This window comes from Mesorhizobium sp. M1A.F.Ca.IN.022.06.1.1 (genome assembly GCF_003952605.1).
In the GTDB taxonomy this organism is placed as follows: domain Bacteria; phylum Pseudomonadota; class Alphaproteobacteria; order Rhizobiales; family Rhizobiaceae; genus Mesorhizobium.
Window position 1 is genome coordinate 954,674 of sequence record NZ_CP034455.1, and the last position, 22,079, is coordinate 976,752.

At 63.4% G+C, this 22,079-nt stretch carries 20 protein-coding genes, 1 tRNA gene and 4 pseudogenes; 12 read left to right on the top strand and 13 right to left on the bottom strand.

What is annotated here, in order from left to right; all coding sequences use genetic code 11:
* The first annotated feature begins 107 nt into the window (after nt 1–107).
* From EJ078_RS04820 to EJ078_RS04835, 4 genes and pseudogenes are all read left to right on the top strand, one after another.
* Nucleotides 108–1,336 (top strand): annotated as a pseudogene (locus tag EJ078_RS04820) (aminotransferase class I/II-fold pyridoxal phosphate-dependent enzyme).
* Nucleotides 1,337–1,358: 22 nt separating this feature from the next.
* On the top strand, nt 1,359–2,768 hold the full coding sequence (locus EJ078_RS04825; protein ID WP_127215642.1) for an aspartate ammonia-lyase: 1,410 nt from the start codon (nt 1,359–1,361) through the stop codon (nt 2,766–2,768).
* A 315-nt stretch (nt 2,769–3,083) separates the two neighbouring features.
* Complete coding sequence (locus EJ078_RS30135) at nt 3,084–3,593, top strand: phosphotransferase (RefSeq protein WP_245459114.1); 510 nt, start codon at nt 3,084–3,086, stop codon at nt 3,591–3,593.
* A pseudogene (locus EJ078_RS04835) lies at nt 3,590–4,032 on the top strand (Lrp/AsnC family transcriptional regulator). Before EJ078_RS30135 ends, EJ078_RS04835 begins: the two are co-directional and overlap by 4 nt.
* Nucleotides 4,033–4,151: 119 nt before the next feature.
* Here EJ078_RS04835 and EJ078_RS04840 read toward each other — a convergent pair.
* Nucleotides 4,152–4,896: pseudogene (locus EJ078_RS04840) on the bottom strand (amino acid ABC transporter ATP-binding protein).
* A pseudogene (locus EJ078_RS04845) lies at nt 4,893–5,323 on the bottom strand (amino acid ABC transporter permease); the annotation flags it as partial. The pseudogenes EJ078_RS04845 and EJ078_RS04840, both read right to left, overlap by 4 nt.
* A 925-nt stretch (nt 5,324–6,248) precedes the next feature.
* Here EJ078_RS04845 and EJ078_RS04850 point away from each other — a divergent pair.
* From EJ078_RS04850 to EJ078_RS04860, 3 genes are all read left to right on the top strand, one after another.
* Nucleotides 6,249–6,325: transfer RNA gene (locus EJ078_RS04850), tRNA-Pro, on the top strand.
* 64 nt (nt 6,326–6,389) lie between these two features.
* The gene (locus EJ078_RS04855; protein WP_067330472.1) at nt 6,390–6,725 is read left to right on the top strand and encodes a hypothetical protein; all 336 of its coding nucleotides are present in this window, start codon (nt 6,390–6,392) and stop codon (nt 6,723–6,725) included.
* Nucleotides 6,726–7,020: 295 nt separating this feature from the next.
* Entirely contained in the window at nt 7,021–7,287 is a 267-nt protein-coding gene (locus tag EJ078_RS04860) for a hypothetical protein (protein ID WP_127215639.1), read from the top strand.
* Nucleotides 7,288–7,323: 36 nt separating this feature from the next.
* Here EJ078_RS04860 and hdaA read toward each other — a convergent pair whose 3' ends face one another.
* From hdaA to EJ078_RS04875, 3 genes are read right to left on the bottom strand one after another with little or no spacing between them, the layout of a single operon-like run.
* Nucleotides 7,324–8,028: a DnaA regulatory inactivator HdaA gene (gene hdaA, locus EJ078_RS04865; RefSeq protein ID WP_127215638.1), complete on the bottom strand. Its 705-nt coding sequence runs from the start codon at nt 8,026–8,028 to the stop codon at nt 7,324–7,326.
* Between the two features lies 1 nt (nt 8,029).
* Nucleotides 8,030–9,241, bottom strand: a complete 1,212-nt coding sequence (locus EJ078_RS04870; protein ID WP_067330460.1) for an AI-2E family transporter — start codon at nt 9,239–9,241, stop codon at nt 8,030–8,032.
* On the bottom strand, nt 9,183–9,770 hold the full coding sequence (locus EJ078_RS04875) for a CDP-alcohol phosphatidyltransferase family protein (protein WP_127215637.1): 588 nt from the start codon (nt 9,768–9,770) through the stop codon (nt 9,183–9,185). Before EJ078_RS04875 ends, EJ078_RS04870 begins: the two co-directional genes overlap by 59 nt.
* 302 nt (nt 9,771–10,072) lie before the next feature.
* Between EJ078_RS04875 and purM the strand changes: the two genes are divergently transcribed.
* From purM to EJ078_RS04890, 3 genes are read left to right on the top strand one after another with little or no spacing between them, the layout of a single operon-like run.
* A complete protein-coding gene (gene purM / locus EJ078_RS04880) occupies nt 10,073–11,152 on the top strand; it encodes a phosphoribosylformylglycinamidine cyclo-ligase (protein WP_067330457.1) in 1,080 nt (359 codons plus the stop codon).
* Nucleotides 11,149–11,856 (top strand): phosphoribosylglycinamide formyltransferase, encoded by a 708-nt coding sequence (purN, locus tag EJ078_RS04885; RefSeq protein WP_066995863.1) that lies wholly within the window; start codon nt 11,149–11,151, stop codon nt 11,854–11,856. Before purM ends, purN begins: the two co-directional genes overlap by 4 nt.
* Nucleotides 11,857–11,863: 7 nt before the next feature.
* Entirely contained in the window at nt 11,864–12,382 is a 519-nt protein-coding gene (locus tag EJ078_RS04890) for a histidine phosphatase family protein (protein WP_067330453.1), read from the top strand.
* A gap of 122 nt (nt 12,383–12,504) precedes the next feature.
* On the opposite strand, the gene EJ078_RS04895 is transcribed toward EJ078_RS04890, so the two are convergent.
* Genes EJ078_RS04895 through EJ078_RS04905 form a run of 3 tightly spaced genes read right to left on the bottom strand, consistent with a single transcriptional unit; the run spans nt 12,505 to nt 13,271 of the window.
* Complete coding sequence (locus EJ078_RS04895; protein ID WP_067330449.1) at nt 12,505–12,711, bottom strand: DUF680 domain-containing protein; 207 nt, start codon at nt 12,709–12,711, stop codon at nt 12,505–12,507.
* 54 nt (nt 12,712–12,765) lie between these two features.
* Nucleotides 12,766–12,972 carry a DUF680 domain-containing protein gene (locus EJ078_RS04900; protein ID WP_066995857.1) on the bottom strand — a complete coding sequence of 69 codons (207 nt, stop codon included), beginning with the start codon at nt 12,970–12,972 and terminating at the stop codon, nt 12,766–12,768.
* Between the two features lie 53 nt (nt 12,973–13,025).
* Complete coding sequence (locus EJ078_RS04905) at nt 13,026–13,271, bottom strand: DUF680 domain-containing protein (protein WP_127216815.1); 246 nt, start codon at nt 13,269–13,271, stop codon at nt 13,026–13,028.
* Between the two features lie 484 nt (nt 13,272–13,755).
* On the opposite strand from EJ078_RS04905, the gene EJ078_RS04910 reads away from it, so the two are divergent.
* Entirely contained in the window at nt 13,756–14,424 is a 669-nt protein-coding gene (locus EJ078_RS04910) for a response regulator (RefSeq protein WP_067330446.1), read from the top strand.
* A 4-nt stretch (nt 14,425–14,428) separates the two neighbouring features.
* A complete protein-coding gene (locus EJ078_RS04915; protein WP_127216814.1) occupies nt 14,429–15,826 on the top strand; it encodes a sensor histidine kinase in 1,398 nt (465 codons plus the stop codon).
* Here EJ078_RS04915 and EJ078_RS04920 read toward each other — a convergent pair.
* From EJ078_RS04920 to EJ078_RS04940, 5 genes are all read right to left on the bottom strand, one after another.
* A complete protein-coding gene (locus tag EJ078_RS04920) occupies nt 15,807–16,682 on the bottom strand; it encodes an ABC transporter permease (protein WP_067330441.1) in 876 nt (291 codons plus the stop codon). The two genes, EJ078_RS04915 and EJ078_RS04920, sit on opposite strands and share 20 nt — an antisense overlap.
* Nucleotides 16,683–16,695: 13 nt before the next feature.
* On the bottom strand, nt 16,696–17,550 hold the full coding sequence (locus EJ078_RS04925; protein ID WP_067330438.1) for an ABC transporter ATP-binding protein: 855 nt from the start codon (nt 17,548–17,550) through the stop codon (nt 16,696–16,698).
* Nucleotides 17,551–17,713: 163 nt separating this feature from the next.
* Nucleotides 17,714–18,700 (bottom strand): ABC transporter substrate-binding protein, encoded by a 987-nt coding sequence (locus tag EJ078_RS04930; RefSeq protein WP_245459230.1) that lies wholly within the window; start codon nt 18,698–18,700, stop codon nt 17,714–17,716.
* Nucleotides 18,701–18,904: 204 nt separating this feature from the next.
* Entirely contained in the window at nt 18,905–19,684 is a 780-nt protein-coding gene (dapB, locus tag EJ078_RS04935) for a 4-hydroxy-tetrahydrodipicolinate reductase (RefSeq protein WP_067330434.1), read from the bottom strand.
* Nucleotides 19,685–19,796: 112 nt separating this feature from the next.
* Nucleotides 19,797–21,902 (bottom strand): molybdopterin oxidoreductase family protein, encoded by a 2,106-nt coding sequence (locus tag EJ078_RS04940; protein ID WP_095826470.1) that lies wholly within the window; start codon nt 21,900–21,902, stop codon nt 19,797–19,799.
* Nucleotides 21,903–22,079: the final 177 nt, after the last annotated feature.

Genomic DNA, 22,079 nt, shown 5'->3' on the forward strand with positions numbered 1-22,079 from the left:
GCTCGGCCCCAAGACGATGAAATTCCAGGAATTCTGCAGGAAGGTCTTCCATGTCCTCGAACATCTCTACTCCCTTCGCAACTGACAGTTGGGGCTCGAATGCACGCATGACGCTGTTGCCGCCCGTAAGCGGCGGTGTCGTCCTACGTCGGGAAACCCTGGCGCTCGACGGCGGACTGATCATCGATCCGATCACGAAGGCTATCGCGCCCAACATCTCAATGTCGGTCAACAACATGTTGGTTCCTGGTGACGGCGCCTTTTCCGCGGACGGGGTATCAGACCTGACTGCTCTGCCGTTTCTGTATGCCCGCTGGACCAATCCGACCGTGCGGCAACTCGAGCAGCGCATGGCCGCACTCGAAGGTGCGGAGGATGCGCTCGCAACAGCAACCGGCGTGGCCGCGATCGCAGCCACCTTCCTGACCTTTCTCAAAGGGGGGACCATCTGATCATCAGCGACGTCTGCTATGCCGGCGCCTACGAACTGGCACACCGCATATTGCCCGAGTACGGGATCGAGGTGAGCGCCGTGAACATGTCGGTCATTGGCGACGTTGTCGCAGCCTTCCGACCCAACACGCGGCTCGTCCACTGCGAAAGCCCCTGCAATCCAATCCTGCGCCTGACCGATCTGGCCGAAGTCGCGAAGCTGGCACACGAACGCGGCGCGCTGGTTTCCGTCGATTCCACGCTTGCCACGCCGGTCGCGACCCGCCCGGCCGCACTCGGCATCGATCTCGTCATTCACTCCCTGACCAAGTTCATCAACGGGCACGGCGACGCCTTGGGTGGCGCCGTGTGCGGGCGCAAGGATCTGGTGGAAAAAATCCGCTCTCGTACTGGAGTTTATCTCGGCGCTTCTTTGTCTGCCCAGAATGCCTGGCTCATCATGCGCGGGATCGACACGCTCTTTCCCAGGCTCCGGACCATGTCCGCTTCTGCGATGCAGATCGCCCGTTTTCTCGCCAAGCATCCAAAAATCAGGTCTGTCACCTACCCCGGCCTGGAAAGCCATCCGCAGCGTGCCTTGGCAACACGTCAGATGGATGTATTCGGGGGAGTTCTGACCTTCCAGACCGACGACCCGCAGGCGATGGCAGCCCAACTCGCTGACAGGCTCCGCGTAGCGCACTACGCCTTTTCGCTTGGTCACCAGCGCAGCATCGTTGTCCTTCTCGATACGAACGAAATGATGAAATCGACTTACGGTCTGCGGGGCGCTCAGCTCGACGACTACCGCGCCTTCGCGGGAGACGGCGTCTTTCGCCTTTCCATTGGCCTGGAGTCGGTGGACGACCTGATCGAGGATCTTGACCAGGCGCTGCGTGCCTAAGGCTCTTGCGCGAGGGGATATGATGACCGTTGAGAGGACCGAAACCGATATGCTCGGCGAGCGGGATCTGCCCGCCGACGCGCTGTTCGGCATCCACACGCTGAGGGCAGCGGAGAATTTCGACGTATCCGGAATCCGCCTGCGGGACTTCCCGGAATTCGTTCAATCGCTTGCCATGGTCAAAAAGGCGGCTGCACGAACCAACAAGGAGCTGCAACTACTGGCTCCCGATGTTGCCGATGCAATCGATCGAGCCTGCGATCGACTGATCACCTGCGAGGACCTCACCGACCATTTCCCGATCGACATGATGCAGGGAGGCGCCGGGACCTCGACCAACATGAACGTCAATGAGGTGGTCGCGAACCTGGCGCTTCTGGAGATAGGCAAGGTGCCGGGCGACTACGCCGCGGTTCACCCCAATGACCATGTCAACCTGTCCCAGTCGACTAACGATGTCTATCCGACGGCCATCCGGGTAACGGTGATGCGCGGCTGCGCCGTCGTGCTCGAAGCGCAGCGAAGGCTGCGAGATACCTTTGGCAGAAAGGGTGAGGAATTCGCTAATATCGCCAAGGTCGGACGCACCCAGTTGCAGGACGCGGTTCCAATGTTCCTTGGTCAGGAGTTCGACGCTTTTGCCGAGACCATTGACGAAGACATAATCCAGCTTCGAAAAGCCATGGAACTGATGCGGGAAATGAACCTCGGAGGCACCGCCATCGGCACCGGCTTAAATGCGCCCGAGGGATTCTCAGTCAGCGCCTGCCGTCATCTTTCGGAAATTTCTCGGCTTGAAATGGTTCCGGCACGCAACTTCGTGGAAGCAACGTCCGACACCGGAGCCTTTGTGTCGTTTTCGGGCACGCTGAAGCGGATCGCTGTCAAGCTTTCCAAGATATGTAACGATTTGAGGCTGCTCTCCAGTGGCCCTCGGGCTGGCCTTGGTGAAATCAGATTGCCTCCGCGACAGGCCGGCTCGTCGATCATGCCGGGCAAGGTCAACCCAGTCATTCCCGAGATGATGAACCAGATTGGCTTTCAAATCATTGGCAACGATCTGACGGTGACACTGGCGGCGAGCGCTGGACAATTGCAGTTAAACGCGATGGAGCCCGTGATCGTTCTCAACATCCTGCAATCGATGCGACTTCTGGCGCGCGGCATGGATATCCTGCGCGAACGTTGCGTCGACGGCATCGAGGCGGATGCCGATCGCTGCCGCTTTCTCTATGATCAGTCGCTCATTCTGGCCGCATCGCTCAATCCAGTTGTCGGATATAGCAAGGCTGCACTCTTGGCCAAGGCGGCGCTCGCTTCCGGCACAAGCCTTCGCCAGGCTGCTGAGGCCGATGGCTCGTTCAGCCGTGCACAACTGGATCAGATTTTCGGCGTCGCGCAGTCCTCCTCTGTTGTGCTGAAACGCATTTAACTCCCGAATCGACCATGGCCGTATTTACCCAGCTTTCCGACGATGACCGCGAAGCGATTTCGGTCGCCTACGGCATAGCCCCGCTGACCTCGGTGATTGGCATTGCCGACGGAGATACCGAGACGACCTATCTCTTCCGGTCACAGCGGGGCGAGTACATCGTCACTCTGTTTGAAAACGGCGCTGAGCCGTTCGATCTTGAACGCGCGTTTCGGACCATGGAGTTGTTGTCGGCCGCGTGTGTTCCCTGCCCTAAAACGTTCCGCACCGAAACGGGCGGGGCGACGATCCGTCTTGTCCGGGAAGCTCGTGGCGGTGGTCGGCTTTGTCCAGGGCACGCAATCGGCTTGCGCAAGCCCGGCCCAGTGTTTCGATCTCGGGCGGCGCCTCGCGCAGATCCATCGAACGCTGATGCCTGCCTCTCCCGAAAAGAGGGAGGGACTGCCAAGGGGACCAATCCATGGGGCGCTGTTTCCGGACAATGTGTTTTTTCTCGGCGATTGCGTCAGTGGCATCATCAATTTCAGGCTTCGCCATGACGATGTCCTGATCGCAGAACTGGCAGACGTGTTGGTTCGATGGACGATGCTGAGCAACGGGGCGCTGGATGGGGAGCGCGCGGAGGCAATTCTCAAGGGATATTGCCGCGTCCGCCAGTTGCAAGACAACGAGCGCCAAGCACTGGCGGCCTTTGCTCTCGCTGCGGCTGCGACTTTTATAGCTGTTTCGGAAGGTAGTATTGATCTACGGGTTCGTGCCGAGAACGCGTTCCTATCAGCGCAAAGCCTGTTTGCAGCTAGAGAAACTCCTATTGGTGCCGCATGAAAAGGCTTCTTGACCGGGCAGACGAGCGTATTCTTATGGAACTGACCAGGAACGCGCGTATTTCGCATGCGGACCTGGCCGCGAGGGTCAATCTTTCTCGCAACGCCGTCCGCCAGCGGATTGAACGCCTGGAGCGGGATGGCCTAATTCGGGGATATACGATCGTTGCAGGCGAAGGACGCATCGCGACTTCAACGATTGCGGCACTGATGTTTGTTTATCGCAATGACCGGATGCGGGGGCCGACGTCATTCAAGCACTGCGACGGATCCCAGAGGTCGTCGCCTGCGACGTGATGAGCGGCGAATTCGACCTGGTCGTCCGTGTAGAGGCGACGGAGGCCGATCGCACACGGCAGATCTGGCAGGAGATTTCCGCATTGCCCGGTGTGCGAGACACCCTCACAGCGTTCGCGCTATCGTCGATGATCCGGCGTTGAACCTTTATGGATTCCCCTCCTTAGGCCGTGCGACCGATGGGAGGGATGTCCGACTTGGGGGCCGAGAGCGGGCTGTCCGCTTCTGCAAGAAAGTCGAAAAGCCACCTTCTCCCGGAAGGCTAGTGCTTCAAGATCTGGCTGAGGAACAATTTCGTTCGCTCGTGGCGCGGGTGACTGAAAAACTCGTCGGGCGTGCCCTCTTCGACGATCTGCCCAGCGTCCATGAAAATGACGCGGTCGGCCACTGCACGGGCAAAACCCATCTCATGCGTTACACACACCATGGTCATGCCGTCGCGGGCCAATCCAGTCATGGTCTCCAGCACCTCCGAGACCATTTCCGGGTCGAGGGCAGAGGTCGGTTCGTCGAAAAGCATGACGTCCGGTTTCATGCACAGGCTGCGGGCGATCGCGACACGCTGTTGCTGGCCGCCCGACAGCTGGACCGGGAACTTGTTCGCCTGCTCGGGAATACGGACCCGTTCGAGGAACTGAATAGCGGTCTTGCGTGCTTCCATGGCGGAAACACCTTTGACCCACATTGGCCCGGCCATGCAGTTCATCAACACCGTCATATGCGGAAACAGATTGAAGTGCTGGAACACCATGCCAACATTGGAGCGGACGGCGGCGACGTTCTTCATCTTGCCATGCAGAGCGACGCCGTTGACGACGATATCGCCGCCCTGATGCGCTTCGAGGCGGTTGAAGCAGCGGATCAAGTGTCGACTTGCCCGAGCCGGACGGCCCGCAGATGACGATGCGCTCGCCTTTGTGGACAGTCAGGTTGATGTCCTTCAGCTCGTGGAACTGGCCGTGCCATTTGGAAACTGCCCTGGCTTCAATGATAACCCGCGCGCTCATCGCACTTTGCTCCTGGCGTAGTGCCGTTCGATCCGCGACTGGATCAGCTCGAGGCAGATCGACAGCACCCAATAAATGATGGCGGCCGAGATCAGCATTTCCATGTGCTAGAAGGTCTTCTGGCCGAGCGTTCGTGCCAGGAACATCAGCTCCCAAACGCCGATGACGGAGACCAGCGAAGAATCCTTCAGCATCGAGATGAACTGGTTGCCGGTCGGCGGAATGATGACCGGCAATGCCTGCGGCAGGATGATGCGGCGCATGGTCAAGGCGAAGCCGAACCCATGGAGCGCGAGGCCTCCCATTGGCCCCGATCGATGCTCTGAATGCCGGAGCGGAATATCTCGGTCATGTAGGCGCCGTAGCAGAGCGACAGCGCCAGTATGCCGGCGGGCACGGCATTGATGACGAAGCCGAGCTGCGGCAGCATCTCAGGTTCGGGAGCGGCTCCGCCTTGCACAATCCGCAGATGAGGCGTTGACGGTTCTCGAAACTCAGCTGCTCCCGAGTTCCACCAATTTGCATATTTCCCCGGAGGGGTTGGAGTTGTCTCGTATGGGGATGCAGCGCTGCCTTGCGGGGCGCGGTGCGATGGCCTCATTTCCGAGCACCCCTGACCGCTACACACCGCGATGATGCCCGAAAACTTCCTCGTAGGCCCCCCGTTCCCCGGCTGTATTGGCGACGGGCGAGCCAGCGGGGCCACTAGGAACGCTGGAACTACGTGAGATGGCTGCGTGTGGACAATTGGGTGCAGTCTAGGCTTCGACTGGACGGGTGTCACACTACCGCATGGGAAGAGCGCTCTTTCTGGGAAGTAGACGAGAATGGTTAAGCCGAAGAAAAACGACAAGCCAGTTTCAAGGCAGTTCGAGTCTAACATTAACCGTGACAGCAGCTTGCTGCCGATGCTGATCGGCGGGCTTGTCCTGAATCATTATCGGGGCAACCGTCGTTATGATGTTCGTTTAGTTTCGCATGGGTACCGACGCGAATAGCGGCCGTGACCCACCCGCCATTAGGCCTGCTGATCAATTTGACAGGACTCTGGCCTCGTTACGTGGATGTGTGGTGACGCGAAGCTCAACGGCGGGCGCGGTCGATAGAGATGTTGCTAGGCGCGCATCCGTACGCCGCCGCGTATCTGCGCCTGCCCATCGCCCGCAGCCGACATCGAGACTTATTACATTTTTGACCTTCGGCTCGAAAGCAGGAGGGGGAACGACTGGGCAACACTGTGGGACTTTCCGTGGGACCTTTGCGTGCCGAACTCTGCCAATGTACGCCGTTCGTTCCGCTCTTCCATTTTGGGGCTTGCTCAAAATGGTTCGGAACCCTATGGGGATGCCGTTCGGAGTGTAGCGCAGCCTGGTAGCGCACCTGATTTGGGATCAGGGGGTCGCGTGTTCGAATCACGCCACTCCGACCAGTTTCCTGAACATCTTAGAGCCCGCGCTTCGGGAACCCTGTCGGCCTTCAGAAGTTCTGTTGCCATGGCCGACACTCCAAGGACCCCCACCATCGCCCGCATCTGGCGCGGCCGGACCTTGCCGGAAAAAGCCGACGATTATGAAGCTTACAATTACGAGACCGGCATCAAGCCGCTCATCGAAAAGGCAGTCGGCGTCCAGACATTTCGCGAGGACACGGCGACCCATTCCGAGTTCGTGACGATCTCCTATTGGGAGAGCATCGAGGCAATGGCGCGCTTCACCGGCGGCGGGCCGACCCAGGTCCACCACCTCGACCGCGACGCGGAATTCCTGATCGAGCTGCCGAAGAGCGTGCAAGTGCTGCGCTTGCTCACCAGCCATGGCAAGACGGGCTGAAGGTGTCCAGCATCGAGCAACAGGCCTTGATCTCTGTAGGGAGCCGTCGGCGTGGAACCGAGTAAACCCGCCGGGCGAGTCCCCAACAACCTCGAGCCCGGCGAGCCTACAACCCGATCTGCAATGTGACCGGGACCGGGATCAACCGGCCTCTTCCACACTGCAAGATGGATGCCAGGGAAATGGCTCGAAATGGGACAGCCACGATCGTCCCGCAACTCCGGACGGAAAACCGCTACGCACTTTTCCCGGAGTTGCTCTAGACTCCGGGCAAACGGGGCAAGGGGGACTCTGGATGCCTATTCTCGAGGCGCTGCTGTCGCTGATCGGCCCGGCCTATTTGGCCTATTATGGCTTCGCGGTTCCGGTCGCGGTCGCCTGGGCAATCCTGTGCGCTACTCTGTGGGTCTGGAACAACCGGCCGAGCAAGAGGCAGAATGGCAGCGTCGCCCCGTCGCGGATCGCCAGCCTGGTGCTCTTCGTCTTTGTCGCCGCATGCTACGTGGCGACGCATACGGGGGTCTATCTGCTGGCTCGGCATCTGGCCGGATTATGGGCGTAGAGAGCGCACAATCCCGGAACAGCCTTCCTCGACATCCTAAATATCGAACTCGCCCTGGCCCTCGTCCATGGCGCTGACGGTCTCGGCGGCGAGCGCTCGGGTGATCGGCGTCTTGCGCTCGAGAGCGGCGCGGTCGAGGCGCTCCACGACCCGCATGGCAGTCGCCAGCGAGCGTTCGATGCGCCGCACCAGATATTGCACGACATGCGGCTCCACCTCGACCTGGCGGTCGGCGAAGAGCTTGGTGATAACGCCGGCGAGCAGCAGGTCGTCCGGCTCGTGGATCTCGATGGTCGCAGCCGCTTTCAGCCGCGAGATGAGGTCCGGCAGCACGACGCGCCAGGCAGAGGGAAAGCGCCGCGCCGTCAGAAGCAGCGTGGAGCCGGCGCCGCGCACGGTGTTGATCAGGTGGAACAGGCCTTGCTCGTCGATCGGGAGCTTGTCGATGTCGTCGATCAGCGCGGGGCTCGCGCCAAGCCCGCCAATGTGCTCGCCGATGCTGTCGGGAGCGATGGCGACAGCGTGCGCATGCGCTTGCCAGATCTGGGCAAGATGCGTCTTGCCGGACCCGGGAGGGCCGGCGAGCACCACCACCGGCGCGGGCCAGTCCGGCCAGCGGTCGACCAGTGCTGCGGCCTGCGCATTGGCCCCGGAGACGACGAGCTCGTCGCGCGAGTAGCCGGTACCGTGGCCGAGATCGAGCGGCAGCTGGCGCGGTGGATCGGTTCGTTCGCCAGTCATTTCAGCCACGCGGCTGTGAGCGGCGGCCGCCGCCGCGATCCGCCGGCAAAGGAGGTGCTGGCTCTGTGGCATGGCCGTTGTAAAGCGGCGATTCGAGGTAGCGGGCAATCGCAAAGCGCACCAGCACGGCAATGGCCGCCGAAGCCGGCACCGCAATCAGCAGGCCGACGAAGCCGAACAGCGCACCGAAGGCAAAGAGCGCGAACATCAGCCAAACCGGGTGCAGGCCGACGCTTTTGCCGACCAGCCTCGGCTGCAGGATATTGCCCTCGATGAACTGGCCGACGAAGAACACGCAGACCACCGCCACGATCATCGTCCAATCCGGCCAGAACTGGACGAAGGCGACGCCGACAGCAAGCACCAGCCCGGTCAGCGAGCCCACATAGGGGATGAAGGAGATCAGCCCGGCGAAGAAGCCGATGAGGATGGCGAAGTTCAGCCCCGTCAGCGTCAGGCCGGTAGCGTACATGGCGCCCAGCACAAGGCAGAGCGTGCCCTGCCCGCGCACGAAGCCGGCGGTGGCGGTGTTGATGTCGCGGGCAAGCGCCCTGACCGTCTCGACATAATCTCGCGGCACCCAGCTGTCGACCACGGCCACCATCCGGTCCCAGTCGAGCAGCATGTAGAAGGCAACGACCGGGGTGACGACGAAGAGGCTGACCACCGAAACCAGCGCCACGCCCGAGCTCCAGATCGAGGTGAAGACGGTGGTGAGCAGCCCGAAGCCGGTGGTGAGCAGCGAGTTCAGTCCTTCGCGCAGGCTGGCCGCGTTGACGCCAAAACGCTGCTCCAGCCACTTCGGGTCGAAGCTGGTGATGAGCGACTGCAGGCGGGTGAGATATTCCGGCAGCTTGCGCGCGAAATCGGCCATCTGCGTGGCCAGCACAGGGACCAGAATAACGAAGGCGAGCACCACGACGACGACGAAGGCAATGAGGATCACCACCGTCGCCATCAGCCGGGAGAGGCCGAGCCGCTGCAGCCGATCGGCCACCGGATCGAGAAAATAAGCGAGCACCATGCCGGCGACGAAGGGCAAGAGGATGCCGGAGAAGACATAGAGGAACAGCGCCAGAAGCACGGCAACGATCAGCCAGAATGCGATCTGCCGGCGCAACGCGGTCGAGGCCGCGGCCGTCCAGGCTTCGCCGTCAGGTGTCCGTGCTGGAATTGCCCGACTTGGTGTTGCTCGTCCGGGAGCCTTCGCCATAGCCACTCATATGCCTTAGCCAGGCCACGAGATAGGCCGCGGCCGAAGCCACGGTCAAGACCCCGGAGAGCAATATGAGCGCCGGCCGGAGCGGATAGAGATGCATGGAAAAGGCAAGCTCGCCCAGCACAAGCGCCGCCAGCGCGATCTGCACGGCGGTGTTCACCTTGGAGACCAAGAGCGGCTTCATCTCGACCGGCTGCGCCATCACGCTGGACAAAAGCACCGCGCAGACGATCAGCGCGTCGCGCGAGACCATGGTCACGACAAGCCAGAGCGGCAGTTCCCCGGCATAACCCATGACGACGAAGACCGAGACCAGGAGGAGCTTGTCGGCGACCGGATCGAGATAAGCGCCGAGCCGCGAGAACAACCGGTAGCGGCGAGCGATGAAACCGTCGACGCCGTCGGAGATGCCGGCGACGAGGAAGCCGGTAAAGGCCCAGTCCCAGCGCGCCTGCAGCATGGCCAGCACCACGGCCGGCACCAGCAGCAGCCGCATGATCGTGATCATGTTGGGTATGGTCACGTGATGTCCCATCATGGGTTTTGTTGGAAGATAGTTGATGGAGATGAGAGGCGCACGCAAGGGAGGAGTTGCGGATCTCCCCGCTCGAGGGGGAAGATGGCCGGCAGGCCACAGGGGGTCGCCTCACGTCGATCGCCGACCTCCATCTCTGGCGCACAAGGCGCTGGAGCTCCACGCGAGGCGACCCCCCTCTGTCGCCTCCGGCGACATCTCCCCTCAAGGGGGAGATTGGCTCTCACGCGCCTTGCCCCTCGAAACCATTCATGCGATGAGCCCGCAATGGAAACAGGGATGAGCCGAAGATGAGCAACGGCGACAAGGCCAAGCGCAAGAACGGGCTCACCTATGCCGAGGCAGGCGTCGATATCGATGCCGGCAATCTCATGGTCGAGAAGATCAAGCCGCTCGTGCGCGCGACGCGCCGGCCGGGCGCCGACGGCGAGATCGGCGGCTTCGGCGGCCTGTTCGATTTGAAAGCCGCCGGCTTCACCGATCCGGTGCTGGTCGCGGCCAATGACGGGGTCGGCACCAAGCTCAAGATCGCCATCGATTCCGGCAAGCACGATACGATCGGCATCGACCTCGTCGCCATGTGCGTCAACGATATCGTCGTGCAGGGCGCCGAGCCGCTGTTCTTCCTCGACTATTTCGCCACCGGCAAGCTCGATCCGGACCAGGGCGCGTCCATCGTCGGCGGCATCGCGCAAGGCTGCCGTCAGGCTGGCTGCGCGCTGATCGGCGGCGAGACCGCCGAGATGCCCGGCATGTATCACGACAAGGATTACGACCTTGCCGGTTTTGCCGTGGGCGCGGCCGAGCGCGGCCAGTTGCTGCCCACCGACGACATCGTCGAGGGCGACGTGCTGCTTGGCCTCGCCTCCTCCGGCCTCCACTCCAACGGCTTTTCGCTGGTGCGCCGCATCGTCGACGCCAGCGGGCTTGGCTGGAGCGATCCGGCGCCGTTCAACGATGAGCTCAGCCTCGCCGAAGCGCTGCTCGAGCCGACGCGCATCTATGTGAAGTCGATCCTGAAGGCGATCCGCAACACGCATGGCATCAAGGCGCTGGCTCACATCACCGGCGGCGGTTTTCCGGAAAACATTCCGCGCGTGCTGCCCAAGGATTTCTCCGCCGAGCTCGACCTCGAAGCGATCGACGTACCGCCTGTATTCTCGTGGCTCGCCAGGACCGGCGGCGTGGCGCCGCAAGAAATGATGCGCACCTTCAACTGCGGCATCGGCATGATCCTCGCCGTTGCTTCCGGCCAGGCGGCGCAGGTGGCAGCGGTGCTGCAGGAAGCCGGCGAGACGGTGACGCCGATCGGCCGCATCGTGCCGCGCCGCGACGCCGGCGTCATCTACCGGGGCTCGATCGAACTATGAGCAGGAAACGCACGGTCGTCCTGATCTCGGGCCGCGGCTCCAACATGACGGCGCTGATCGCGGCAGCCAGCGACCCGACCTATCCGACCGAGATCGTCGGCGTCATCTCCGATCGTGCGAACGCCGCGGGCCTCGGCCTCGCGCAGTCGCGCGGCATCGCCACCAAGGTCATTCAGCGCGCCGACCATCCGAGCAAGGACGCACATGACGCTGCGATCGATGCCGCGCTTACCGGCTTCGGCGCCGAGATCGTGGCTCTGGCCGGCTATATGCGCATCCTCGGCCGCGGCCTGGTCGAAAAATGGCAGGGGCGCATGGTCAACATCCACCCTGCCCTTCTGCCTGCCTTCAAGGGGCTGGACACGCATGCGCGCGCCATCCGCGCGGGCGTGCGCATCCATGGCTGCTCCGTGCATTTCGTCACGCCCGAGATGGATGACGGCCCGATCATCGCCCAGGCCGCCGTGCCGGTGATGGTCGGCGACAACGAGGACACTTTAGCCGCGCGGGTGCTGAAGGTGGAGCACCGGCTCTATCCGCTGGCGCTAGGGCTGGTCGCCGAAGGCAAGGCGCGCATGGAAAAGGGCCACACCGTGCTTGCCCATTTCGCCGACGACGCCGACAACGCCACTTCAGTGGTGATGGCGCCCGACCCGCTGCGCGAGGAAACCGACCTCGAACAGCTGGCGCGCATCACGCCGTAGGACTGCCATGGCGACGCCCAGACAACTCCTTGTGCTGCGCCATGCCAAGTCGAGCCGGGACGATCCCAAGCTCGCCGATTTCGACCGTCCGCTCGCCCCGCGCGGGCTGAAGACGGCACCGCTGATCGGGCGCGAGCTTTCGCGGCGCGGCTGGCTGCCGGATCTGGCACTGGTCTCGCCGGCGCTGCGCACCCGCGACACCTGGCGACTCGTCGCCGCCGAATTGCCGAAGCATGGGCCAGCGGAATTCGCCGAGGAGCTCTACGCGGCGGCGCCGGCCGCCATCCTGGCGTGCGTGCGGCAGGCGAAAGCCACCAGCCTGATCGTGATTGGTCACAATCCCGGCCTGCAGAATTTCGTGCTGCGGCTCGCCGGCACCGGATCGGATGAGGGCGTGTTCAAAAAAGTCGAAGCGAAGTTTCCGACGGCGGCACTGGCCCGGTTCACGGTGAAGGAGGATTGGGCGAACCTCGACTTCGGCGGAGCGCGACTGACGCATTTCGTCAGGCCGAAGGATTTGGAATAGAGCGCCTCTGTGCGCAGCCGGGCCTATAGTCACGACACAAGCCGGCCTGCGGATAGCCGGCTCCATAAAAGCAGAGCGGCGGGACAAACCCGCCGCTTTCAGGTCTATCGACGATCGACCGTCTAGTGGTTGCCGAACAGATCGCGGTCGGCGCCCTGGGTAACCGGCTTCTGGACGTTCGCATCAGACTTCTTGACCGAAGCGGTGTACGAGGTATCGACCGAAGCAGCCGGCTGGTGGGCGTTGGCCGAACCGTAGTTGTCGGAACCGGCGAAAGCGGCACCGGTGGCAACGAGAAGGGCAGCGGCGGTAAGAGCGATCTTGGTCATTTCAGTTACTCCAGATTTGAGGGGTGAGTTTGAAGAGGTCGGGCTGGCGGCCGGTTAGTGGTTGCCGAACAGGTCGCGGTCGCTGCCCTGGGTGACGGGCTTCTGGACATTCGCATCAGACTTCTTGACCGAAGCGGTGTACGAGGTGTCGACCGAAGCAGCCGGTTGGTTGGCGTTAGCCGAACCGTAGTTGTCGGAGCCGGCGAAAGCAGCACCAGTGGCAACGAGAAGGGCAGCGGCGGTAAGAGCGATCTTGGTCATTTCAGTTACTCCAGATTTGAGAGTTGTGGTTCTGATCGGTTCGGGACGGAGGCCTAGCGGCCCCAAATGCCCTGGCCGGATTCCGGCTGGTTCTGATCGGGCGTGATCCTGAGATCGTGCTGCTCGAACTTGCGGATCGAACCGGTGATGCTGCGGTCGATGTTGTCGCCCGACCGCGGCGCAACCGACTGGGTGACGGCCGGCTGGTTGACGTTGTCGGAACCGTAATGGTCGCTGCCGGCGAAGGCGCTGCCCGTGGCAACGAGAAGGACCGCGGCGGTAAGAGCAATCTTGTTCATTTTAGGTACTCCAGATTTTCAAAATTCTGTCCGTCAAGTGGCGTGCCGTAATGGAAATTCGCGTCGCTCGGACCACCCCGAGATGGGTCGGTCCTATTGCCATTTCCAATCACGAAGATGTGCAAATCGAACCGTTCGGTTCGACCTTGAAATCGCGTGAACAGCGCGGCTGCCACATTCTTTTGTTTGAATATCAACTACTTGCAGTGTTAGCCGACGAGGTTTCACGGTCTGGACAACGAGCCAGCGTTCACCTGAGTTACACGAACCGTCAACATAAATTGAACCGAACCGTTCGGTTTTATCCATCGCGCGAGCGAATTGGGCCTTCAGGCTGACCGACGGAACCGATTTCAGCCGGCGTTTGCCTTGTCCGCGGATCGAGACTATCGATTGCTTTCAAACTGTCCGTTCGGACCGCCGGGCCGCGCTTGCGAAAGCCCGGCGCCACCCGGATGGAGGCATTGCCGAACAGCGATGGACGATGCGGCTCCTGCTTGTCGAAGACAATCGCGAACTGGCCGATTGGCTGAGCAAGACGCTGCGCCAGGCGAGCTACGTCGTCGACGTGGTACATGACGGCGAGGACGTCGAGCATGCGCTGGCGGCCGGCGACCATGCGCTGATCATCCTCGACCTCGCCCTGCCGCGCATGGGCGGGATGGAGGTGCTGAAGCGGCTGAGGGCACGCGGCAACCCGGTGCCGGTCATCGTGCTCACCGCCAACGCCAGTCTCGACGGCCGGGTGAAGGGCCTCAACGAGGGCGCCGACGACTATCTGGCTAAACCCTTCCAGATCGAGGAACTGGAAGCGCGCATCCGCGTGCAGCTGCGCCGTGCCAACGACCGGACAGCGCCCGTCATCTCCTGCGGCGACCTCGTCTTCGACACCAACACAAGGCTGTTCTCGCTCGGCGGCGCGGCGCTTTCGCTGACGCCGCGCGAACATGCGGTGCTGGAACAGCTGGTAGTCAAGGCGGGGCGCACGGTGAGCAAGGCGGCACTCTCGACGGCGATCTACGACTTCGACACCGACGCCGATCCCAGCGCCATCGAGATCTACGTGCATCGGCTGCGCAAGAAGCTGGAAGGCTCGCGCGTGCAGATCGCCACCTTGCGCGGCCTTGGCTATCTGCTCCGCCATGAAGATTAGGGCCATGAAAATTAGCAGCCTCCGCCTGCAATTGCTGGCCTGGGTGGTGCTGCCGCTGACCGCGCTGGTGACGGTCAATCTGTGGACCAGCCAGCGCAACGCGCTGGCGACGGCAGATCTGGTCACCGACCGGATGCTGGTCGGCTCGGCGCGCGCGATCGCCGAGCGGGTGGCGATGGCCGAAGGCGTGCTCGACGCCACCATTCCGCCGGCGGCGATCGAGATGTTCGACACCGGCGACCGCGACAGCGTCTACTACCGGGTCGAGACCGCCAACGGCCGGCTGCTGACCGGATATCCCGACCTCCCCCAGGCGTCGCAGAGCGGCAGCATCGAGGCTTCCTATCGCGATCGTCGGCTGCGTCTGACAACGCTCAGCCATGCCGTGATCGGCGCCGGCACGGATTCGCCGATCAGGGTCACGGTGGGCGTCACGCTCGCCGGCCATGACGCGATGGTGCAGCGGCTGTGGTTCAGCGCCTTTGCCCAGCAGCTGGCGCTGGTGGCGATCGCCGGCCTCTTCGTGCTGCTTGGCCTGCGCCGCGGGCTGGCGCCGCTGATGCGCCTGCGCGATACGGTGCGCTCGCCGGATCGCAGCGATCTCGACCCGGTCGAGGTGCCGGGCGCGCAAAGCGAGATCCGGCCGCTGATCGACGCGCTCAACGCCTATATGGAGCGCGTGCGGGCGCAGATGGCGGCGCAGCGCCGCTTCATCGCCAATGCCGCGCACCAGCTGCGTACGCCGCTGGCGCTCATGTCGACACAGGCGAGCTATGTGCTGCGCGAAAGCGCCGCCGACCGGCGCGAGGAGGCGCTGGTGGCCCTACAGGCAGGCTCCGGCCGGCTGGCGCGGCTGGCCGAACAGCTGCTCACGCTGTCGCGCGCCGAGCCGGGCAGCAGCCGGCCGCGTGCCGACCGCATCGACCTCACCGAAGCCGCCCGCGAGGTGCTGGAAACACATGCGCCGAAGGCCGTCGAGCGCAACATCGATCTTGGGCTCGAGGAAGCCGGACCTGTTCCCGTCATCGGCGACGGCACCATGCTGCGCGAGATGATCGTCAACCTGGTCGACAACGCGCTGCGATACACGCCAGCCGGCGGCACGGTGACCGTCCAGCTGGCCGCGATCGGTCGCGAGGGCGTGCTGACGGTCACCGACACCGGTCCCGGCATTCCGGCCGAAGAGCGCGAGCAGGTCTTCGAGCGCTTCTACCGCATTGCCGGTGCTGCCGAGGAAGGCAGCGGGCTCGGACTCGCGATCGTACGCGAGGTGGTCGAGAATGCCGGCGGCAGCGTTGCGCTTGGCGGGGCCGCCGGCAGCGGGCTCAGGGTCGAGGTCCGGCTGCCGCTCGCCGCGCCCCAGGACAGGCCGACTGGAGCGGTCAGGCCCCCTGCTCGTTGAACGGCGCCGGACGCCATTTGACGACGTAGTTCTCGAAACGGGTGATGATGAACTCCACCACCAGCGCCATCACCGCCAGGATAATCATGGCGGCGAAGACGCCATTGGCGTTGAACGCGCCCTGGGCGGTCGAGATCAGCAAGCCCATGCCCTGCTTGGCGCCGAGGAACTCGCCGACCACGGCGCCGACCAGCGCGAAGCCAAAGCTGACATGCAGGCTCGCCAGGATCCAGCTCATGGCCGAGGGAATGATGACTGTGGTGGTGATCTGATAGGGTGAGGCGCCGAGGATCTGGGCGTTGGCGATCATCGCCCTGTCGGCCTCGCGCACGCCCTGGAAGGCGTTGGCGAAGACCACGAAGAACACCATGACGACGGCCAGCGCCACCTTGGAGGCCATGCCGAGGCCGAGCGCTATGATGAAGACCGAGCCCAGCACGACGCGCGGCACCGAGTTGGCGATCTTGATGTAGATCGAGAAGACATCCGCCAGGAGCTTGTTGCGGCCAAGGATGATGCCGGCGGCGATGCCGCCGACGGCGCCGATGGCGAAGCCGAGGAAAGTTTCCTCGAGCGTCACATAGATCTGCAGCCAGAGCGGCCCCTGCGAGGTGCCCTCGGTGACCCAGGACCAGATCTGCTCCCAGATGCCGGAGGGGCTTGAGAAGAAGAACGGATCGATGACGCCGAGATCGGCGCCAAGTTCCCAAAGAGCGAGGAAGACGATCAGGATGGCGAGCCGCAGGCCGATGACCAAGGCATGGCGGCGGCGCAGCCGCGCCCTCGCCCGGGCTTCCGCGGCGACGATCGAGGTCGCGCGGGCGGCTTGGTGAGAGGCTGGAGAGATGGCGGTCATGGCAAGTCTCCTTTCAATGGCCGGTCTGCAGGCCGCGGCTCTGGCCGAGCTGCACTTCCTCGCGCAGGTCGTTCCAGATCACCTTGGCGATCTCGATGAATTTCTGATCGTAGCGGATGTCGGCCATGACACGCGGGCGCGGCAGGTCGATGCGGTAGACGCTCTTCACCGTGCCCGGCCCGGCGGTGAGCACATAGACCTTGTCGGCCAGCGCCACCGCCTCCTCGAGATCGTGAGTGACGAAGACGACGGAGGATTTGAGTTCCGACCAGAGGCCGAGCAGCTCGTCCTGCATGGCGGTGCGGGTCTGCATGTCGAGCGCGCTGAACGGCTCGTCCATCAGCAGGATCTTTGGCTGGTTGATGAAGGTTTGCGCTAGCGCGACCCGTTTGCGCATGCCGCCAGAGAGCTGGTGCGGATAGTGTTTCTCGAAACGCGCAAGGCCGACGCGGGCGATCCAGTCGCGCGCCCGGTCATAGGCTTGAGCCTTCGGCGTGCCGCGATAGAGCGGGCCGGCGGCGACGTTGTCGATGACGCTGCGCCACGGAAACAGCGCGTCTGCCTGGAAGACGAAACCGATGTCGCGGCTGATCTCGGTTACGGGATTGCTCATGACGCGGACATTGCCGGTCGTCGGCCTGAGCAGCCCGGTGACGAGGTTAAGCGTCGTCGACTTGCCGCAGCCGGTCGGCCCGACGACGCAGGCGAACTCGCCGCGCGCCACCGTCATGGTGAAATCGCGGATGGCCGTCATCATGTGGCCGTCGGGGGTGACGAAGCGCAGCGTCACATCGTCGATGGCGATCGCGGCATCAGCCGGCGGCGCGGCCGGAGACAATTTCTCGGCCGCCATGGTTTGCAACTGCATGGCACACTCCTGTAGCGATGGTGCGAGGATGACTGGGGCTCGAGCCCATGGGCCCGCCGCGCCTCGGTATCCGGAAAGGCGCCGCTGCCGAATTGATTCAGGCAAGCGGCGCAACTTGTTGTTCTTCAACGACCGAGCCGGCAGGCCCGGCTCCCTGTCGGCGCTACTTGGCGGCGTCGACGAATGCCGTGGTATAGGTCTTCGACAGGTCGATCTGCTTGCCCTGCAGGCTCTTCGAGAAGGTCGACAGCACCTTCAGCACCGTCTCCGGGCCATCGGCGGGCATGCGGCCGTCAGGCGTGAACATCGCCTTGCCGCCGGCCAACCCTTGCACATAGAGGTCCTTGTTGCCGGCGTAATAATCCTTCGGCATCTGGTCCGCGATCTCTTCGGCCGAATGGCTGGCGATATACTTCATCGTCTTGACGAAAGCGTTGGCGAGCTTCTGCGCCTCGTCCTTATGGCTCTCGATCCAGGCGGACTGGACATAGAAGGATGCCGCCGGATAGTCGCCGCCCAGCGCTTCCCTGGTCTTTTCGGGCGTGCGCATATCGACCAGCACGTTGGCCTCGCCGGTCTGAAGCAGCTTGGCGATGGTCGGCTCGGTGGTCATGCCGGCCTGGATCTGGTCCTGCTTGACGGCGGCGATGAAAGTGTTGCCGGCGCCCACCGGCAGCAGCGTGTAGTCGCCCGGCTTCAGGCCGTTGCGCACGGCGAGATACTGCGTCAGGAAATCGGTCGAGGAGCCAAGACCGGTGACGCCGAGCGTGGCGCCCTTGAAGTCGGCCGGCGATTTGATTTCCGGATGCTTGGCCGAAACCAGCTCGACCTCGCCCGGCGCCTGGCTGAACTGGACGATCGACTGGATGTATTTGCCCTTCGACTGCAAGTCGACGGTGTGATCATAGAAGCCGACGACGCCCTGCACGGCACCGGCCAGCAACTCATTCTCGGCCTCGACGCCGGCGCGGGAGTTGACCAGCTCGACATCGAGCCCCTCATCCTTGAAGTAGCCGAGCTGCTGGGTGAGCACGGCCGGCAGGTAGATCTGCTTTTCCATGCCGCCGACGATGATAGTGATCTTGTCGGCAGCCGATGCCGCCGTGGCGCCCGCGGCGACGATGGCAAACGAAAGCGCCGCCGAACGCAAGACGCACTTCGAGATGAAACCGGTCACGTAACTTCCTCCACCTGGGCGGCGTGCCACCAGGCCACGCCGCATTTCCTCCTTGCCGGCCCGCTCCCGGACCGATCCCGCGGCGAACGCCGCAAAAATGTCATGGCATGCCCAAGCTTTCAGCTGGCTTTCAGTCATTTTAGCGGCCGAAAGAGCGAATTCCGCAGCTATCGCTGGTCACGAAGCGGCGAAGCCAAGCACATCGTGCATGCCGTATTCGCCTGGACACTGTCCGGCCACCCAGAGTGCCGCCGCGATGGCGCCGCGAGCAAACATCGAGCGGTCGCCAGCCGAGTGCGAGAGCGTCAGCGCCTCGCCCTCGGCGAGGAAGCTGACGGAATGCTCGCCGATGATGCTGCCGCCGCGCAGCACGGCGAAGCCGATCTCGCCGGCAGGGCGTGTGCCGACAATCCCATTTCGAGCGCGCCGCGCCACTTCGTCCAGCCTGACGCCGCGTCCGCGCGCCGCCGCCTCGCCCAACATCAGCGCCGTTCCGGACGGCGCATCGACCTTGAAACGGTGGTGCGCTTCCAGGATATCGATGTCGCAATCGTCAGCCCCAAGCGCCCGCGCCGCCTGCTCCACCAGCCCGGTCAGCATGTTGAGACCCAGCGAGTAACTGCCGGAGCGCACGATCGCGATCGTCTTCGCCGCGTCGGCGATCGTCTCCAGCTCGGAACCATCTAAGCCGGTGGAGCCGATCACCAGCGCCGGACCGCCGCGCGCCGCGCATGCCTTTGCTAGTTCGACTGACGCCGCCGGCGTGGTAAAGTCGATGACGACGTCGGCAAGCGCCAGCGCCGCGTCGCGCGCGACCAGCCCCTCGCCCGTGCTGCCCGGTCGATGGAAGCGGGCGACAAGCTCCAGCCGCGGATCGACCTGCACCGCCTCCGTCATCTCCCGGCCCATGCGGCCGAGCGCGCCGGCGATGGCTATTTTCAATGGCTGTTGCGGCAAGGGACACCTCGCCCGTCGCTTCGCTCCTTGCTCCGTCCTTGGATGACGAAGCAACGGGCGTTTTCGGCTAATCTCCCGGGCATGTGACCTGCCGAGCTCGCGCCACAGACCATCACAGCGCCCTGAGCCAGACCTTGTTGTCGTGGAGGGCAGCACCGCCATACGGCGCCGGGGCGTCGGCACCGGTCAGCACGTTGATGCCTTCGCCGCGCTCATGCGCACTGTTCGGCCAGATGCCTTCCGCAATCACCACGCCGCGCTTCACGCCGTCGAAGAACCTGGCATGCAGCACCACGTCGCCGCGCCGGTTGCCGATCTCAACGCGGCCGCCGTCCTCGATGCCAAGCGCCGCGGCATCTTCCGGGTGCAGCAAAAGCTCCGGCCTGCCTTCCTTGGCTTTCGACACCGGCGTCTCGGCAAAACTGGAATTGAGGAAGTTGCGCGCCGGCGAAGTTGCCAGCCGGAACGGATGCTCTTCGTCCGCGACCTCGATCAGCTCGACATGGTCGGGGAATTGGGGCAGACGCTCGACCGGTCCGAACAAGCCCATGCTCTTCGGCGGCCGGTTGGGCGCTGACTGCCCGGTCCAATTGGGCCGGAAGTGGAATTTCTTGTCGGCATGGCCGAAGCCGTTGATGAAATGCGCGTCGTCGAAATCGGGTTGCAGGTCGACCCACTTCTGTTCCTTCAGGCTGTCGAAGCTGCCTAGCCCGCGCTTGCCGAGGATGATGTCGATATGTTCTTTCTCGGTCAGGCCAAAGCCCGGCCGGTCGCCGACGCCCAGCCGTTTGCCGAGCTCCTCATTGAGGTAGTGGTTGGTGCGCGGCCCCTCCGGCGGCTCGATCAGCTTGGGGCCGAGCGTGATGTGCTGGTTGCCGCCACCCTTGTAGATGTCGTCATGTTCCAGAAACATCGTCGCCGGCAGCACGACGTCGGCGAGCTTGGCCGTATCGGTCATGAACTGCTCGTGCACGCAGGTGAACAGGTCCTCCCGCAGGAAACCTTTTCTGACCAGCCGCTGCTCGGGCGCGACATTGGCGGGATTGGTGTTCTGGATCAGCATCGCCGTCACCGGCGGACCGCCATAAAGCGCATCCTCGGCACCGGTCAGCACCGGGCCAATGCGCGAATGGTCGAGATAGCGCACCTTCGGGTCGCGCATCGCGGTGCCTTCGAGCACATCCTGATTCAGCTTGAAGATGCCGGAATTGGAGTGAAAGGCGCCGCCTCCCTCATATTGCCAGGCGCCGGTAACCGCCGCGATGCATGAGGCGGCATGCATATTGACCGAGCCGTTGCGCTGGCGCGCAAAACCGTAGCCGAGGCGGAAGTAGGTCTTCTTCGTTGTGCCGACCAGATGCGCGAAGGTCTCGATCTCGGTGACTGTCAGACCCGTGATTGCCGCCGCCCATTCGGGCGTGCGCGTCCTCAGATGTTCTTGCAGCCCGCGCGGATCGTCGGTGTATTTTTCCAGATAGGCGCGGTCGGCCATGCCGTCGCGGAACAAGACATGCATGACCGCGCAAGCCAGCGCGCCGTCGGTGCCGGGTTTGAGCACCAGGCCGAGATCGGCCTGCTTCATGGTGGCGTTGTCGTAGATGTCGATGGCGACGATCTTGGCGCCGCGCTCTTTTCGCGCCCTCGTCGCATGGGTCATGACGTTGACCTGGGTAACAACGGCATTGGTGCCCCAGATCACCACGCAGTCGGACTTCGCCATCTCACGCGGATCGGGGCCGCGCAGAGCGCCCGCTCCCATCATCCAGCCGGTCCAGGCGAGATTGGTGCAGATCGAGCCGAAGAAGCCCGAATATCTCTTCGCGTGCCGCAGCCGCTCGATACCGTCGCGCTGCACCAATCCCATCGTACCGGCGTAAAAATAGGGCCAGACCGTCTCCGAGCCGTATTTCTCTTCGGCCGCGATGAACTTCTCGGCGACGAGGTCGAGCGCCGCTTCCCAACTGGCTTCCTTCCAGGCGCCCTCCCCCTTGCCGCCCGCGCGCACCAGCGGCTTCAGCAGCCGGTCGGGGTGATGGACGCGGTCCGCATATCGCGCGACCTTGGCGCAAACGACTCCTGCCGTGTAGCTGTTCGCTTTCGCGCCGTGGACGCGGCCGATGCGGTTATTGTCGAGCAGCTCCACCTCGAGCGCGCAGGTGGAAGGACAGTCATGCGGACAGGCCGAATGGCCGATCCCGAGCTTGGCGTGCTGGTTCATGCCAGGGTGTGTAGCGGGTTTTGCGGGAGAGGTGTAGGGCCAGATGGGGCTCCTCCTTCTCCCCTTGTGGGAGAAGGTGGCCGAGCGAAGCTCGGTCGGATGAGGGGTGTTGGAAGGATCGCTACGACAAAGAAATGGGCGATCGAAGCCGCCTGTTGTTCGGCGCGTCACTCCATC